Genomic DNA, 16,719 nt, shown 5'->3' with positions numbered 1-16,719 from the left:
CGCACGGTCGCCCAGGCGAAGCGCCACGCGTCCTCAAGGCGTCGGGGCGGCGTAGCCCTGCCCCTGGCGCAGCACGCGGAAGCCGCCGCTGGCGTCGATTGGCGGGCCCTGGCTGGTACCGAAGGACTGCGTTTCGCTTTCTTCCTCCTCCGGTTGCGACAGGCGGCCCACCAGGCTGTCCTGGACCTGCCCGCCGAGGTGGTCCACACCAGCCATGACGCCTCCCTCGGGATCGCGCATCAGTGCCAGCCACTGCTCGTCGAAGGCAGCGTTGATTTCCTTGCGTAGCTGGCCTTCCACTTCCGGGCGGTCGTGGTCGTTGCTGGCGACGCTGAACAGGGTGAACGCCACCGAGATCACCGACCCGGCGACCTTGCCGGCGGCGCTGGCCACCACCCCGGCTACACTGCGGTTCTTCAGCTCGGAAACCAGCTTGGCGCTGGTGCGCCGGGCCACCGGCGAGACACCGTTGACCCGGGTTCCGGCCCCGGCCTTGCCCGCAGCCGAGCGGATTTCCTGCATCAGCGCGGCGAACGCGGGCAGCTTGCCGATGTCCTTGGCGGTGACCACTTCATAGAGCGAGGCGTTGCGGCTGGCCGGCGGGCCGAGGGCAATCGCCGGAATGCTCATCAGGCGCTCGTCGAACGCCTTTTGCGGCACACCGCGGCGCTGGGGGATTTCGCGCAGCGCCTGGGCCAGCAGTTCGACGTAATGCCGCGTGGCCTGCTCCATCACGGCATCGGGATCGACTTCCCGGGCCACCGGCAGCAGCACCTGCTTGCGGTACTGCTCCTGCAGGTAGACCGCCAGGCGGTCCACCGTGGGGTCGGGATCGCCGTGGGAACCGAGCTTGTACCAGGCGACCTTCATGCTCAGCCATTGCTGCGTCCAGTAGCTGGAAAACCAGGGGATGAACTGGCTGTCGGTGCGCTGATAGACCAGGTCCATCCAGCGCTGCATGGCATCTTCGGCGTAGGCGCGGGCCTGGGAGGTGGCAGCGAGCGAGGCGGCGCCGATGTCGGCGTCCACCTGCCGCCAGGTACTCTCGCTGACCGGCGCCACCGGCTCGGGCGCACGGTGGGAACAACCGGCCAGCGCCAGCAGGAACAACACGAGAAAGCCGCACCGCCGCCGCCGCGACGAGATGGCGCTGGTGAAACACCGACTATTCATGGCCGCTCGCCGGCTCGATGGCGATCGAACAACTGCCGCCCGCTCCTGACTCCGGCCGGGCACGCGCTGGCGTCCGGTCGACCTGGTTTCAGTATAGGGCCGTCACCCGGCGCCAACGGGCCGTCCGGCAGTTGCCAATGAGCGGCGCGCCGACAAAAGATGCTTAAATGCCGTCTCACTCAGCACTCGACAAGGATGGTCGATGAGCTCCCAGCCCCAGGCCGGCCAGCCTCCTGCGTCAACACAGGGCACCTCCCTCCTGCCCGGTGGCTGGCAACAAAACGGTGGAAATTGCTGTCAATCGAGCTGCTTCGATCCCCCGGAACTGAAGGGCGGGCTAGTCTGTGTGCATCGTCGAAAGGAATACGCCGTGACCGAAATCCCGTCCACGCCCCGGAGGGAGCGCCACTACCGTGCTTGACCGCTATGGCCTGCTGGAAGTGATGCGCGCCTCGCGCCTGACCCAGTTCCCGATCAGCCCCGTCCTGCGCGAAACCCACGGCCTCAAGGGTCGCCTGACGTTCTTCCTGTTGCTGGCCGGGGCGCTGGTCTTCACCTTCGTCAGCCTCGGCCATGACATCCGCGCCAGCGGCACGACACTGCAACCGGGCTGGCCGATGGCGATCCTGGTGGTCGCCCTGCTGGTGGCGCTGAGCTTCGAGTTCATCAACGGTTTCCACGACACGGCCAACGCCGTGGCGACGGTGATCTATACCAATGCCTTGCCGCCGCGCTTCGCGGTGGCGTGGTCCGGCGTGTGGAATTTCCTCGGCGTCCTGTTCTCCAGCGGCGCGGTGGCCTTCGCCATCGTCGCGCTGCTGCCGCTTGATCTGTTGCTGGAGGTAGACAGCAGCGCCGGCCTGGCGATGATCTTCGCCCTGCTGATCGCTTCGATCCTGTGGAACCTCGGCACCTGGTGGCTGGGACTGCCGGTGTCCTCGTCGCATACGCTGATCGGCTCCATCGTCGGCATCGGCCTGGCCCACGGGGCGATGGCCGGGCACCTGGGGCTTTCCGGCAGCGCCTGGTCGCAACTGCTGACAGTCGGTTACGCGTTGCTGCTGTCGCCGGTGGTGGGCTTTTTCAGTGCCTTCGTGCTGCTGCGGGCGATGAGCGCAAGCCTGCGCAACCGCACGCTGTTCCATGCCCCGGAGGGGCGGACTCCACCACCGTGGCGGATTCGCGGTTTGCTGATCGTTACCTGCACCGGGGTGTCTTTCGCCCACGGCTCGAACGACGGTCAGAAAGGCATCGGCCTGATCATGCTGATCCTGATCGCCACCGTCCCGCTCGCGTTCGCCGTGGATCGCGCCCATAGTCCCGAGCAGACCCGCCACCTGCTGGCCGTGCCCCAGGCCAGCCACGCGCAATTGCAACGCACCGGCAGCCTCGCCCCCGGCGCAAACCCGCAGCAGGTGCTGCTGGCCTATCAGCAGGACCAGCATGCCGGTCCCGACCTGCTGCCCTCGCTGGGCGCCGTCGTCGGTGATATCGCCACGCGCCTCGAACGGCACGGCGAAATGGCCAGGGTCCCCAGCGAGGAGGTACAGGAACTGCGCAACGACCTGTACCTGAGCGTGGAAACCATCCGCCTGCTCGACCGCAGTGAACAGAACATCGACCTGGAAACCTGGAGCAACCTGCAAGCCCTGCGTAGCGGCGGCGAGCAGACGATCCGCTTCATTCCGGTGTGGGTGAAAGTGGCCGTGGCGCTGGCACTGGGCCTGGGCACGCTGGTTGGCTGGCGACGCATCGTCACCACGGTGGGCGAAGGCATCGGCAAGGCGCCGCTGACCTATGCCCAGGGCGCCGCGGCGCAACTGGTGGCGATGCTCACCATCGGCGCGGCCGACGGCTTCGGCCTGCCGGTGTCCACCACCCACGTTCTGTCTTCGGGCGTCGCCGGCACGATGGCCGCCAACGGCAGCGGGCTGCAGTGGCCGACCATCCGCAATATGTTGCTGGCCTGGGTATTGACGCTGCCGGCGGCAATCGGCCTGGCGGCCGGGCTGTACTGGTTGTTCATGAAGGTGTTGTAGCCCGACCGCCGAGCAGTTGGCACTGGCTGTGGAAAACTCCGTGGATTACTGTATTTATATACAGTAATCGTTCAGAGCCTTCTCACATGACCAGTTCGCTTCCACCCCGCGGCCGGGGTACCGCCAGCAATCCGCACAACCGTTTTGCGCCGACAGCCTCGGTGCCTGTGGATAACGACTGGTTCGACGAGGTACCCAAGCCCCAGCTCACCGAAGTCCGCCAGGAGTTGGCAAAGTCGGTGATCTCGCGCAACCGTTCGCCGGACCTGCCCTTCGACCGCTCGATCAATCCCTATCGCGGTTGCGAGCATGTTATCGTCGAAACAAAAATGTATGGCCAGACTGTCTAGTGATGCTTGATATTGCTGGCTAAAGACCCAATCCAATTGGAGGTCAGATGCCACGCAAACCCTTCTCCAAGTCTGCCCTTGAGTCGAGTGAACGATCGCTCCTCCAGCGCAAGCTGCCAGAAAACACCCCCCAAGCAATCCAAAAAAGAAGCACTGCAAGGGGACAAGTCGATGTTTCAGCTCAAGGGTTGCTTGTCCGAAACAAGACTACTGGCACAAGGGAATACGTCCGTGACTTCACAGACCTTGTCACTGAGTATCCGCACCATAAATTAATTGTCCAGCAGTTACTTATAGGTGCGCAGCTCCATTCCGCAAAGAGATTGATCACATATCAATCCCATCAAGACATCTATTACTCAATTCAAGAGTTTGTGCTGTTTCTTAATAGCGCTGAGCCGATCAATAAATCAGTCAAAGGTGTTGCTGATGTCGATGGGCAGGTATGCGTGAATTTTAGGTCATTTCTAATTCGTTCGTATCCAGGTCGCACCGTAAATAGAAAAAGATACGGCGCATTAAAAAATATCTTCCTTTCGTTGAAGAATAAATATAAAGGGCAGAGCTGGGTCGGCAAAGGGTTTGAATGGCCGACTGGACCTGGGATGAACGAGCAAGTAACAGAAGGATACAGCAGGGAGATTCATAATAAGCTTGTGGAGGGATGCTTGATCGATATTAAGTTTATTATGAAGTGGATGGAGAGTTACAACGGTGTAGTGGAAGGCGGGAAGCCAATTCTGGCATACGATCTTTCATTAGAAAACTTGATGTTTGACCTGGTTGTAAAAGAGCAAACTAAAAGATCCAACGGGTCAATCAAGGCGACACACATTAAAGGGTTTGAGTGGGTTATACGCTCCACTGGAGATGTTAAAGAATACATACGGGCAAATGGAATAAGTATAGAGAAGTTTCTCGGCATTTACCGAGACCGCGCCCACGAACTGGCGGCTAAAGGGCGCTCTGTAGTTGGTACTGAGGTGAGTGAAAGGGGGATGGTGTATGGCTGTGATCGAGAAGAATCTGGGCGAATTGCAACTGCTAATGTAGGGAGGCTTTATCCTGATTGGCCTATGCAAGTGAGCTTCGAGGAAGCTGGACATCTGTTTTCCTCTGAGTGGAGTAAAAACACCGCTCACGGAACAAACAAGAAATATTCTACGCTGGAAAAAAGATTACGGTCGGCCTTGATGTATATGAGGGTTGGGCCAGAACACCTACCCTATGAAGTAGGACAAATGGCGTACTTCAGCAGAGTAGCTTTCACAATGGCAACTTTATTCCCATTCTTTCTCTTCGTGATGTTGCAGACGGGCTGGAATTTTGAGGTTGTTGTATCGATAAGCGATAACCTAGACGACCACATAGAAGAAGACCTTTTGGATGATGACTATGTGATTATTTATGGGTACAAGGGACGGTCCGACAAAAGCCAAATGCATAGATCAAACAAGCGAGATAAGTTTGGCGCGTATCAGATCTTGCGCTTTGTTGCCGCTGAAGTAACCAAGCATTTGTCGTCGCCTCATTATTTAAATGGTAAATTATTTCAGTGTGTCATTTCGAAGAATCTGTGGAATAAGTTTGGTCGCTTATGCACGCCGGTGACCACTACGAATTTTGGGCACGCATCAACGGAGTTTCTACATCGCCACCGCATAAAATTGGATACGGATACCAAATCCCCCAGAATTGAAACGAAACGTCTTCGAACTACTTACGAAACTCGACGGAGAGAACAGGGTTTAGATATAGACGAAGTTTCGGCAATGATGGGGCATTCGGATATCGATACCACAGTGAATCATTATGATAGTGACTGGGGGTCGGCAGAAATATTAAATGGGCGTCTAAGGAAGATTCAGAGAAAGCATGAAGAAGATTTTAGGCGTTACTCAGCAAATCTTCTTACAGATGTGTCTTTGGTTGAGCTGCGTGAAGCCACTCTACGCTGCGGTAGCAAAGAAGAACTACGGTCAGTTGTTGCACCATTAGTCGGTAGGCTGAATTCTTCTGAAGATTCGGTAATACAGTTGCTTTCTCCGGAAGGTCAGACATTCATTGCAAGTTGTCTAAATTCAAGACGACCAGATTGGCCAGGCGCTGAAAGTTTTCTTAGGACGGATACGCCTTGCAACTACTTCAATCGTTGCCCGTTATGCTCACAGTGTGTGATCTTCAAAGAAGCATTACCTTTTATTGCAAGAAGAATTTCCGACCTTGACGGTCTGAGGGAGCGGTTAAATCCCTTAGAATGGGAGAAAAGCTATCGCGCTGAGTATTTAGCGTGGAAGGGGGTTCTAGAGGGCTGGGGGGATCCGATTGAGGTTGCTGAGGCAATAGATAGATCGGAACATAACGGTTTTGCACTGCCATTGACAATGATAGGGCTCTCATGACAACTCCAACACGTGACCAAATAAAAGCCGTTTTAGAAGAAATAAGGAATGGACTGGGTTGTCACGAGGAAGAGTTAGAGCCTATCGCTACTGAAGAAGATGATGAGGTTCTGAGTGGCGACTCTTCACTTGGGATCATTTGCGATAGTGTAAATTTACTAAATCTTTCCAGAATTGATAAGAACGAGTGGAGTTATATTAGGGTAAGTCCTAGAAGCTCTTTCGGCGATCCGGTTTGGGATTTTGGGGATTACCCCTCCCCTTATGGATTTCCCATACGCATCAATTTTGATTATGTGAATATGTATGGCGTGAATGTTTGTGGAGTAGGACACGAACATTGGGTGAATATTGCTAGGGCGCTACTATTTTACCGTGTACCGCATTTCGGAATTCATGGTCGTATTAATGCTTATACATCTCTTGAGACAGATAAAACAAAAGTATTAAGACTTGTCGGGTTGTTTCATGCCGAAGGTCTATATTTAGGTTCGGAAAATTCACCAGGTTTTAGGACGGTGAATGATTTGGCCAAGTCGAGTGTGGAGCACTATATAGAGTCGCTGCCCACATCTGGGATCAAGTGGGAATTCTGTTACTTAATGTCCTTCTGGCAGGGCGTGTCATCGATGGGTATGCTTCCGTCAGAGTACTCACTATACGATTCATACGTAACTAAAGAGCTTGTCGCCAAATATAGAAGAGAATACGACGAGTCCTGTCGACCTTTCGAACCCATTCCGCTCGATGACTATGCAGAAATATTTAGATACTGTGTGGGGTTTGTTGAAAACTATAGCGATGACGTCCTTTGGCTGTATAAAAATTTTGCGCCAACCATAGTAGGTGCTTTTGAGAACCCCGAAAAGCTTGCCGCGATAAATTTTGGTGTGTCAACGGCGTCCGTTGAGGGAGTTAAAAGATTTAGGGATTATAAACCTAAGTTACTAGATAGCGGTATTCCCTGGTGGGGAATAGAAATCAAGGAAAGAACGCATGAGAATGATGAGGGGGAGTATATAAATCAAACTGCTGTGATTAGCGTTGTTGTCTCTCTGATCGATGCGTGTATCGTGCTTCTTCTGTGCCTTACTGGGATGCGCCGATCAGAGGTCATTGGACTTAAGGTGGATTGTCTTTCGTTTAAGTCTGAGGGTTATTGGCTTACTTATACTGTTTTCAAAACCTCTATTTCGTCACAGGGCGACATTAAAACAATACCTATCCCAAAAATTGCTGCTGACGCAATTGAAGTAATAATTGAAATAGGGCGTGATGCTCGTGCTTACGCTAATCACGACTATCTGTTTGTCAAGATACCAAAGTTTAGTTTTGGAAACACTCCGCAGTCCACTGTGGTAGAGCGAGCTTGCAATCGAGTGGCAAACAACCTGGGTATTGATTATAGAGTACACCCACATCGTTTTCGGAAGTCACTTGCACTTTATATAATTCATCAAGATTCGCGGAATCTTGAAATTATTAAACGCCTCTTTTCTCACCGCAGCTTAAAAATGACGTTAAGGTACATCCTTTCTTTACCTGGCGTGAACGATGAAGTCAAAGCTACGTTGATTGAAGAAAATACGGAAATTCTCGTCGAGGTTTTGCAAGGTGTAATTTCCGGTCAAATTGGGGGCATTGGAGGCAAAAGGTTGGCCAAGACTGCTAATTCTTCTCCAATACTCAGGGCTAAATTGCAAAACGCGGGAAAAGAGAGTTTAAGTCAGTATGTCGCCTCTTTGCTTGATGAAGGTGTGAAGCTTCTGCATAGAACGAATCTTGCAATCTGTATGCGAACGCCGGGTCTTACCAGCGAGTCACCTTGTGATGCTAAGAATGATAGCCCTGGGTCGAGGCTTCATCCAAACTTGTTTGCGTGTGACCCATATAATTGTAGATATGCTGCATTTGTCGAGGCCAATGTTCCATCATTAAAAAATGAGATAATTTTCCACGATAATATGATTAAGCATAGGTACTGTGGAGCGACTCAGAAGGAATATTCGCAGAGGCGTATCGCTGAAGCCTTTAAGCGACTTCACGAGGTTGTAGGGGATGAAGCACATATTTTCCTAAAGCAGGTAGCGCATGGCTAAGCAGGATCTCCTCAATCGGGTGTATGCGACTATTTCAGCGCTCCAAAGCGACGGCCGAAAAAAGTTATCAGTGATGGAAGTTTCTAAATTATCCGGTGTCGGTCGTGCAACAATCAATCAAAAGCATGATCCTGACTGGGTGAAGGTCAGAGAAGTCATAAAAGGAACAACTCATTCTGGGGTTTATGCAAAGGATTCAAGTGAGGATATCAAAAAGCCACTCAAAAATACTCAAGAAATACATCATCGACTGAAAGAGTTGGAGGAGCAGTTAGCCCTACTAAGGGAGCGCGCTAGCACCACATATAATCAGTTGATCGACAGGGTACAATATTACTTTGCGTTGGCTAGTGAAAAGCCTGCTAAGCAAGTTGAGAAGGCTAAGCTCCTTCAAGAGCTAACTCATCAGAAGAATCAGAACGCAATCCTACGTGCAGATCTCAAGGCGGCTCTTGCTGAATCATTAACTCCTGCGGTATCAGGAATTATCACTTCAAAGATTATTTTGGAAGTGCCTAATGCAGTCTCAGATTCTGAGGCCATTCTGAGTTTTTTGGAGAAACTGGATTCGTTATCTAGTCAGAATCGATCTTCACTTGTTACCGCAGTCTACATAATGTGTGGTCTTCCAATGTGCGGCAAGTCATCTTGGATTGATAATCACAAGCCACCTACTCCAGGTGTATCCTTATATGTCTGTGGAGCAAGTGATACAGTTTCAACTCGGAATTTGTTAGTTTCTAGGGTTAGGAAAGAATTTAGCGCGCCTGTGCACTGTGTTCGATTTAGTCTAGGCCTTGATGCCTGTATCTCTAGGGCCGAAAAACAGTTCAATGGTGCGGCTCTTGAATTGAATATTTCATCCATCAAAGTTGTGGCTGCGCGGTTCGAAGAAATACAATTCAGCGAAAATTTCGACTCAATCATCTTGGCTTGAAATCAGTGAATGGTCTAAAGCGTTTCCAATCGTTTGTTGAAGAGCGACGTCTCTTGGGAGACTGGGCTGATTTCGTTTCAGCAGATATGACTAGGCTTTCAAGAGTAAAGCTGGTTGAAGCGTGTGGGATTCAGCGAAGCATAATTTATCAAAACTCACAGGTAGTAACTCAGCTTCGTGATCTTGAGTCCGAATTAAGAGCGCATGGTGTTCTTTATGGGCGCAGTGCGGATACCAATTGTGCTCACCAAAATGGTTTAACTCATGATGAAGAATTAGAGCAGCGGTTAGGAGATTTGTCTGCTTCGCTTTGTAAGTTCAATGACTATTTAAATGAAGTTTCTAATTCGCTTGTGGTGTACCCCTTATCGAGGCCAAAATAGTTATGTGTATCCTTCATTTTGGAAACGGTTTGGCCAGCCACTCTGGCTATATGCGAGAGCGCGTAGGGATTTATTTTGATGATAATCATAACGTCCTTGAAGCACCGACCATGTGGGCGATGGCTGTCTCGAAGATACGTTCAAGGAGTGATGAAACGACAAGAAACTATGCGAATATCCTGAGAAGGTTTTTGCAGTGGTTGGACGATAGCCCAATCGAAGGGGCTGAAGTTGTATTTGGCGCGCAGAACTGGCAGTTGGTGGATGAGGATGTTTTTGATGCCTTCCTTGTTCACATAGCATCTCCAACGGATGCGCTTCCTTATGGCCCGTCTCACAAAACCATGTATCACATTGCGGCAAGGGTCTGGAGCTTCTATCAGTGGGCCGATAGGCAGGGCTATAAACACTATTTGGATATCAGTAGGACTGATATCCGATACATGCTGAAAGACCAGAAACTCCTGGCCCATATCGACCCAGGGGTTAAAGTTACTACCTTGGGATTTAATCTGCCCAGTGGTAGACCAGCAATGCATCAACGAGAAATGCAAAAATTTGTAAGGCAAACTGATTATGAAATAGCTCTCGGTGTGATGAATGATCCTGTTTATCAAATTATCGCAGCGATCATACGAATTACCGGGCTTAGACCGATTGATCTTTTTCAATTGCCTTACCGAGGGAAAAATGAAAATTATGGATTCATTCCTTATGATGAGGGTGAGTACCCAGAAGGGTTAGATAATGGAACTATCTATTATTATTTTAGGTCCAAGGGAAAATGGCGTTCCATAGACTTCCCAGGGAAGCTGTGGAGAGTTATTTGCGAGAATTATTTACCCTTAAGGCGGCAACGAGCGAAGCTATATGAGGCTAAGCATGGCATTCCACCAAGGAATAGTGATTTGTTTCTTTCCGCTCGTGGTGATGTTGTTACTCATGGAATGCTTGGTTATAACTTTAGCAAGGTGGTTTCTGCAGCGAAGAGCTCCGAGAGCGCTACTGAGTTTAAAGCCATGCGATTCAATGCACGAATGCTCAGGCACACCTGTGCGACATATTTTGTTTATGAGGCGTTGAAAGCCCAGAATAGACTTGGAAGGAGTTTTGTTTACGATGCAGCGCTCGACGAAGATCTCAGGAAAATGCTGGGCCACACTGATGTTAGAACTACACTTGAATACTATGTTCATCTAGTCAACCGATATGTGCACGACAATCTTCTGACTGATCTTCATCGCTCACGCGTTGATGCTGGTTTGTCCGCTATTTTAGACCGACATAATTACTCTGAGATTGTGGTATAGAACAGGCACTAGAGATGCTGCCTTCTTGGTGAACAGCTCTGGACACGTCGATATGGTCTGCCTTCAGCCTCTTGGGGCGGCATTGGCCTGAACCCGCAGTCCAAGCTTGCCGCAATTTCCCCAATAATTTTCCTACCTGATTCCTGCATTGGGAGGGTGTTCCGTGTGTTCTTCTGAGCGCAACGGCAGCTCGCGCGGTGAAATTATGAATTTTCACATAATTGCGCATAATTTTGTAATCTTGGCAGCAGCGGATTGATTCATCGTCCGGTTAGCAAATTCTCCATAGGTATTTGTTGGAAAGGCGGAAATATTTGCGTGACAGGTGGAAGCTGGAACTATCTTCCGTCCTGGCCAAGTGACAGTATGCTCAATGTCTTGAGCACCTGGTTACTATGCCGAGGTGTCCTTGTCTTCAGTAACTGGGCGGCCGCATGGAGGCACCATGACCACAGACCAGATCTCTGCTTCCTCTCTCACCGATAGCCCACCCTTGATCCCAGCGGGGCCTTCCCCCAAAGCAGCTGTAGCTATCGACACCCCGCCGCTCCGGCTCGCCTGCCTTGAGGTCTGTAATTTTCGACGCCTAGCCAAGACCCGACTTGAGCTCGACGAGGTCACTACCATTTTGGTAGGTGCCAACAACAGCGGCAAAACTTCCCTTCTCACAGTCCTCCGCAACTTCTTGAGCGAGTCACCCGGATTCCGCGCGTTCGACATTAGCCTTTCGCAGTGGGCGAAGTTGCGCGAGGTATGCCACCGCTGGGAGGCACTTGATGAGGATCCCACGACGGACTCCAAGGATGCCGAATCATGGGAAGCCGAGTATCAGGAACTCCAGGCGTGCATGCCCTTCATTGATCTTTGGTTCGACGCTAAGGAGGGGGCGTACAGCCATGTTGCGCCGTTCATCACCTCGCTGAAGTGGTCGGGTGGCGCAGTTGGTGTACGGGTACGGCTCGAACCTGTTGCAGACGCGAACGAACTTCGCAATCTGGCTTGGCGCTACCGTGAGGCGCGCGCCCCGGTCCGAGAGCTTCCGAAGGATGGCCATGCCTGGCCGATAGATCTGCTTGACTACTGGCTTAGACATTCTGCAGATCTGCGACGCATAGCAGCTTACCGTCTTGACCCCGTGAAGGGCCCCTTGGCCGATAAATCGCGCCGTGACTTGCAGGAGCTGCCACTTGGATCACAACCGATCGAGTTACAGCATCTGCGCAAGCTCATTCGTGTGGATTTTGTACCGGCTCAACGAGGACTCGGTGCCGAAGAGGACGAAATGCGGTCAGAGTCCGCAAGTTCTCGGCCCGGATTGTTCTCAAGCCAACTCATGAAGTTCGCTCGGCAACACTTGAACGTAGCCCCATCCGGTCACGGACATCGAGAAGACTTGGTCAAGGCCGTTGCTAATGCACAAGCAGACCTCGACAAATCTATCTACAAGGCGTTAAAGCCAGCGATGGAGGACGTGGAGATTCTGGGTTACCCAGGCCTACATGACCCTCACCAGTTCCATTTTCGTACAAGAATCCAGACCGCAGACCTTCTTGCTCACAGCACGGCCGTACAGTACCTCCTGGACAAAACTGCTGTTGATGAGTCCTTGCCTGAACACTCTATTGGCCTCGGCTATCAGAATCTGCAGTCTCTGAGCTTCATGCTCGTGTCGTTCCGCGCCGCACGCCTCAATCCGCCGCAGGGCAGTCCGGCGGCAGTTCACCTCGTGATGGTTGAAGAGCCTGAGGCCCATTTGCACGTTCAGGTTCAACGAAATTTTTCGAAGAACGCCCACGAGCTCATTCGTCCAAAGGAGCACGTGCATAGCTACCTCCGCAGTCAGCTGCTGATCAGCACGCACTCGAGCCATCTGGCTCATGGAGACAACTTCACGCGGCTACGGTACGTGAGGCGGGTGGCCAGCACGGGACTTGGCGCAAAACCCAGCACGCAGGTCGTTAACCTGGGCGATGCGTTCGGCGAAGACGCTCCAACCAGGACGTTCGCCGAACGCTACTTTCAGGTGCAACACACCGACCTGCTTTTCGCTGACGCCGCCATCTTCGTGGAAGGAACAGCAGAGAGAATGCTGGTGCCACTTTTCATCGAGCGGGATTTCCCCAAGCTTGCCAAGAAGTACGTTTCTTTCCTCGACATCGGCGGTAGCCACGCTCACCGCCTTAAACCCCTGGTGGAGCGATTGGGGATTCCGACGATCGTTATCACTGACTTGGATCCGGTTCTGCCAACCCGAACCGATAAGGGGCGCCTAGTCCGGGCAGCGGTGCACATCGCCGGCCAAGAAAAGTTAGAGTGTGGGAATGACACATTGACCTCATGGCATCCGATGCTGGCGGAGTTTCAAGCTTTTGGAAAGCCGACGCCTGCCCAGCTGGTGTGGACATCCGACACGGGCGCTCAAGTCCGCTTCGCGTGGCAGCTTCCGGTTGCGGCTGCCAGCGAGCAGTGGCCCAGCTCGTTTGAGGACTCTCTAGTTCTCTCCAACATCGATTGGTTCAAAGCGTTGGAAGAGGAGGTTGACCCCATCACCGCTGCCAAAGTAAAGCACCGCGGCACCTTGGCAAAGGTGATAGGTCTTGTGCTCGACTACCCAGACCACGCCGAGCTGCTCAAGGAACTCCATGCGATGCTCCGCGGGAGCTTCAGTAAAGGAGATTTCGCGGCAACCCTGTTCGAACGGCTAAATGCTGGCCAAGACCTGAAATGCCCCGCATACATCACAGACGCGCTCACCTGGCTGAGCGGGCAACTCAACGTCACTGCGGGAGAGACCCCTTGAGTACCGCTCTGCCATCGTTTGGAAACGATCGCGACGCTCATGTCGTCGAAGATATCTGCGGCTACATCACGACAACCCCGCCTCGGAGTTTCTTTCTCTTCGCTGGCGCAGGGTCCGGAAAGACTCGCACGCTAATTGAGGTTTTGCGTCGAGTCACTGGAGTGATAAAGCATGAAGCAGGGGCTCACTATGCAGAACGACTTAGGTCTCGTGGACAGTCGGTGCGTGTTATCACCTACACCAAAAACGCGACCGCCGTCGTCAACGGTCGTCTCGGCGAAAATTACCTGACCGAAGTATCGACCATCCATTCCTTTTGCTGGGAACTCATCCAGGGCTTTGATGATGACATCCGGGAAGCCTTGCTTGCGTTCAATGCCGAAGATCTTGTGGCTGCCAAGGCCCATGCGATGGGTAAGAAAAGGGGCGAGTCCGACACCGACCGGCGGAAGTATGCGGAGATCGAGGCAGAGGCGGAGGAATTACGGAAGACTGATGAATTTAGGTATAGCCCGGACAGAAACACCTTCGGTCCGGGGGCGCTATCGCACACTAACGTTCTGGACGTGACCGCATGGCTAATTGTTAAACGCCCAACGCTGCAGCGCATCCTAGAAGACCGTCACCCCCTCATCCTTATTGATGAATCCCAGGACACGATGAAGGGAGTACTTGATGCACTATTTGAACTCTCCAAAAACCGTCCGGATCGCATCACATTGGGGCTCCTCGGGGATCATCGGCAGCGAATCTACCCTGACGGTCACCACGACTTACCGTCACACGTGCCGGAAGACTGGGCGCGCCCTGCATTGCAGATGAATCATCGTAGCCAAAAGCGCATTGTTGAACTCATTAACAAGATTTGGGGCTCGGACATCCAGGGCCGTACTCAACCCAAGACGGGTGTCCCCCAGCACCCTAGGACAGAGAAAAACGGTGGAACCGTTCGAATCTTTGTCGGCGATGCTAAGACGGATTCCGCCGAGAAGATCCGGAGGGAAACGGAATGCGCGTTGGCCATGTCGGCCGAGACTGCCTTATCCGCCTGGCAAGAGCGTGGGCGTGGTTACAAAACCCTCGCCCTTGAACACAAACTTGCCGCCAAACGAGGCAATTTTTACGAGGCATACCGCTCGATTGAGCTGCTGGACAAGGATGCCGCGGTGCCCAAGAGCAATGGCGAGCGGACGGGGCCCACTATGGTGAGGCCGCTCCTCGGCCCAATGGTTGAACTTGCCGAATGTCTGCAGCCTAATGGTTCAGTGAACGAGTTCGCCGTCATGGATGTGTTGCGTAGGCACGGCGCACTTGCAAATGTCCCGGAATCTCGCGCCGAGCGTCAGGCCGCGCTGGACAAAGCTCACGCTGCAGTTATGAGGTTCGCAACCGCCGCCGCCAAGCCCGGAATAACCGTGCGAGAAGTCTTGGAACCAATCATCGAAGCCAGCCTCTTCGAAGCGGATAGTCGCCTAGTCGAGGCCTACGGTGATTCGTCGCCGCCTCCTCCAGAGCCAAAGACAAGGAGCAAGGAAGCGAAGGAGGACCGACGTAAGCGTGGCTGGCACGCCCTCTTCGGCACGCCCTGGCAAGAAATTGCTCGTTATCACGCCTATCTTGGGGGTGAAACCGAACTCGCGACGCATCAAGTCGTTAAAGGTTCTGAGTTCAAGCATGTCATGGTCATCATGGATGATGAGGAAGCTGGCGGCACGTGGTTCTCCTACGACAAGCTCTTCGGCGCTGAGGAATTGAGCCCGACTGATCTTGAGAACGTTGACGGGGGAAAAGAGACCACTATTGATCGGACCCTAAGGCTCCTTTATGTCACCTGCAGTCGAGCCGAGGAAAGCCTCGCTCTGGTTCTTTGGGCGAAGAACCCCGCTACAGCGCTCGACGCAATCAAACAGTCCGAATGGTTTACCGAGAACGAGCTTACCGCTTTGTAGTACCCAGGGTCAGCTTGGAGGCATTGAAGAACTGCTGCCCGGCGGCACGCAGCAACAGCCGCTCGCGCACCAGATCAGGCCGACCTTCCTGCGCGTAGGACTCACGGATCACCGCTTCCTTAGTCGGCTCTAGCACACACTCCAGCTGACTCTGCTCAGGTCTTCATCATCCACCGTCTTGTTTTCGGCCCAGTCGAATTTTCCTGTGTAAACACAACTGGTTTTCAGAACGCCCAAGGAACCAGGCTCGGCTGGAAAATCCGCCGCATTGACACTGGTGCCAGACTCGATTCGTTCAATAGCCCGCTTGAGTGGATGCACAGCCCAATGCTCCGGCACCTCACCCAGCCACTCAACCCCGGAATCCTTGTACGCCAGATACACGGGAAACGTCATGCCGACAGCCCCTCAATCATCTGTTTGATGCGGTCGGTGCAGGCTTTCAGGTCGCGGTCGATGTCTGCCAGCGGGCGCGGCGGTTGGAACACATAGAAATGCCGGTTAAACGGAATCTCAAAGCCGACCACGCCGACTTCGCCATCCTGCGCATCCGTCTTGCTTTCGTCGATCCAGGCATCCGGCACATGGGGTTTCACTTCACGCTCGAAGTAGTCGTAGACCGACTCACCCAGCGGCACGTTCTCGTTGTCGCGCAGGCCGGCACCGGCTTCCGGCTGGCCTTTGACCATGCAGATATCTGCTTCCGGGTCGCGCTCGCTTAAGCCGCTGAGGATGGCCTTCAGCTCGGGCGTGCTGGGCGATACGTCGTGGGCGCTGAGGGTCTTTTTCAGCAGTTTGCTGAACTGCTCGCGGTTGCGATGCAGCTGGCTTTCGTCCATCGCCTGCAGGGCTTCGATCAGGCGCTGGCGGGCCGGTGCCTCCATCTTCTCGATGGATTTTTCTTCCAGCACTTTCTCGATGCGCTCGGCGCTGGTCTGGAAGTTCAGCCGCAGCGGACGCTCGACGGTGATGCGCCGGTAGCCGAAGGTTTCGACGGGGAAGATCTTGCTCTGCGCGGTTTCCTCGAAGCGACCATACAGGCGCACCAGTTCGTCGATCTGCTCCTCGGTGATGTACTGGCGTTTGCTGCCCAACGACTTGCGCATCTTGGCAAAGTGCTGGCTGCCATCAATCAACTGCACCTTGCCCTGGCGCACGGCGGCCTTGTGGTTGCTCAGCACCCACACATAGGTGGCGATGCCGGTGTTGTAAAACATATCGGTGGGCAGGGCGATGATCGCCTCGACCAGATCGTTCTGCAGCAGATAGCGGCGAAT

10 protein-coding genes and 2 pseudogenes are annotated in these 16,719 nt (G+C 53.4%); 8 read left to right on the top strand and 4 right to left on the bottom strand.

The annotated features are described in order from the left end of the window. Positions 1-33: 33 nt before the first annotated feature. Positions 34-1,173, bottom strand: coding sequence for a hypothetical protein (locus tag OU419_RS00610; protein ID WP_254469792.1), 1,140 nt, complete (start codon positions 1,171-1,173; stop codon positions 34-36). 443 nt (positions 1,174-1,616) lie between these two features. Between OU419_RS00610 and OU419_RS00605 the strand changes: the two genes are divergently transcribed. The 8 genes and pseudogenes from OU419_RS00605 (at position 1,617) to OU419_RS00570 (ending at position 15,442) form a co-directional block, all read left to right on the top strand. Further along, positions 1,617-3,212, top strand: coding sequence for an inorganic phosphate transporter (locus tag OU419_RS00605; protein WP_302328801.1), 1,596 nt, complete (start codon positions 1,617-1,619; stop codon positions 3,210-3,212). A gap of 86 nt (positions 3,213-3,298) precedes the next feature. Next, positions 3,299-3,523: pseudogene (locus OU419_RS00600) on the top strand (PA0069 family radical SAM protein); the annotation flags it as partial. Between the two features lie 86 nt (positions 3,524-3,609). After that, positions 3,610-5,964, top strand: a complete 2,355-nt coding sequence (locus OU419_RS00595; protein ID WP_124148039.1) for a site-specific integrase — start codon at positions 3,610-3,612, stop codon at positions 5,962-5,964. Then, positions 5,961-8,063 carry a tyrosine-type recombinase/integrase gene (locus tag OU419_RS00590; RefSeq protein WP_033947092.1) on the top strand — a complete coding sequence of 701 codons (2,103 nt, stop codon included), beginning with the start codon at positions 5,961-5,963 and terminating at the stop codon, positions 8,061-8,063. Before OU419_RS00595 ends, OU419_RS00590 begins: the two co-directional genes overlap by 4 nt. Beyond that, positions 8,056-9,000: a hypothetical protein gene (locus OU419_RS00585; RefSeq protein WP_124148040.1), complete on the top strand. Its 945-nt coding sequence runs from the start codon at positions 8,056-8,058 to the stop codon at positions 8,998-9,000. The genes OU419_RS00590 and OU419_RS00585 overlap by 8 nt, the downstream gene beginning before the upstream one ends. Positions 9,001-9,412: 412 nt before the next feature. Then, positions 9,413-10,693 carry a tyrosine-type recombinase/integrase gene (locus OU419_RS00580; RefSeq protein WP_170842730.1) on the top strand — a complete coding sequence of 427 codons (1,281 nt, stop codon included), beginning with the start codon at positions 9,413-9,415 and terminating at the stop codon, positions 10,691-10,693. Positions 10,694-11,138: 445 nt separating this feature from the next. Further along, positions 11,139-13,493 (top strand): AAA family ATPase, encoded by a 2,355-nt coding sequence (locus OU419_RS00575; protein WP_031653030.1) that lies wholly within the window; start codon positions 11,139-11,141, stop codon positions 13,491-13,493. Beyond that, the gene (locus OU419_RS00570) at positions 13,490-15,442 is read left to right on the top strand and encodes a UvrD-helicase domain-containing protein (RefSeq protein ID WP_031653032.1); all 1,953 of its coding nucleotides are present in this window, start codon (positions 13,490-13,492) and stop codon (positions 15,440-15,442) included. Before OU419_RS00575 ends, OU419_RS00570 begins: the two co-directional genes overlap by 4 nt. Here OU419_RS00570 and OU419_RS00565 read toward each other — a convergent pair. The 3 genes and pseudogenes from OU419_RS00565 to OU419_RS00555 form a co-directional block, all read right to left on the bottom strand. Continuing rightward, a complete protein-coding gene (locus OU419_RS00565) occupies positions 15,429-15,578 on the bottom strand; it encodes a hypothetical protein (protein WP_162488654.1) in 150 nt (49 codons plus the stop codon). The two genes, OU419_RS00570 and OU419_RS00565, sit on opposite strands and share 14 nt — an antisense overlap. Then, the gene (locus tag OU419_RS00560; protein WP_042928402.1) at positions 15,572-15,838 is read right to left on the bottom strand and encodes a restriction endonuclease subunit S domain-containing protein; all 267 of its coding nucleotides are present in this window, start codon (positions 15,836-15,838) and stop codon (positions 15,572-15,574) included. Before OU419_RS00560 ends, OU419_RS00565 begins: the two co-directional genes overlap by 7 nt. After that, a pseudogene (locus OU419_RS00555) lies at positions 15,835-16,719 on the bottom strand (N-6 DNA methylase); the annotation flags it as partial. The gene OU419_RS00560 and the pseudogene OU419_RS00555, both read right to left, overlap by 4 nt.

This window comes from Pseudomonas triclosanedens (assembly GCF_026686735.1).
In the GTDB taxonomy this organism is placed as follows: Bacteria; Pseudomonadota; Gammaproteobacteria; order Pseudomonadales; family Pseudomonadaceae; genus Pseudomonas; species Pseudomonas triclosanedens.
Note: the sequence above shows the minus strand (reverse complement) of the source record. Positions and strands in the feature narration are given on the sequence as shown.

Excerpts from the sequence above, each read along its gene's own strand:
- OU419_RS00575 (WP_031653030.1), top strand. The coding sequence starts at position 11,139 with ATGACCACAGACCAGATCTCTGCTTCCTCTCTCACCGATAGCCCACCC.
- OU419_RS00590 (WP_033947092.1), top strand. The coding sequence starts at position 5,961 with ATGACAACTCCAACACGTGACCAAATAAAAGCCGTTTTAGAAGAAATA.
- OU419_RS00605 (WP_302328801.1), top strand. The coding sequence starts at position 1,617 with ATGCGCGCCTCGCGCCTGACCCAGTTCCCGATCAGCCCCGTCCTGCGC.
- OU419_RS00585 (WP_124148040.1), top strand. The coding sequence starts at position 8,056 with ATGGCTAAGCAGGATCTCCTCAATCGGGTGTATGCGACTATTTCAGCG.
- OU419_RS00560 (WP_042928402.1), bottom strand. The coding sequence starts at position 15,838 with ATGACGTTTCCCGTGTATCTGGCGTACAAGGATTCCGGGGTTGAGTGG.
- OU419_RS00610 (WP_254469792.1), bottom strand. The coding sequence starts at position 1,173 with ATGAATAGTCGGTGTTTCACCAGCGCCATCTCGTCGCGGCGGCGGCGG.
- OU419_RS00595 (WP_124148039.1), top strand. The coding sequence starts at position 3,610 with ATGCCACGCAAACCCTTCTCCAAGTCTGCCCTTGAGTCGAGTGAACGA.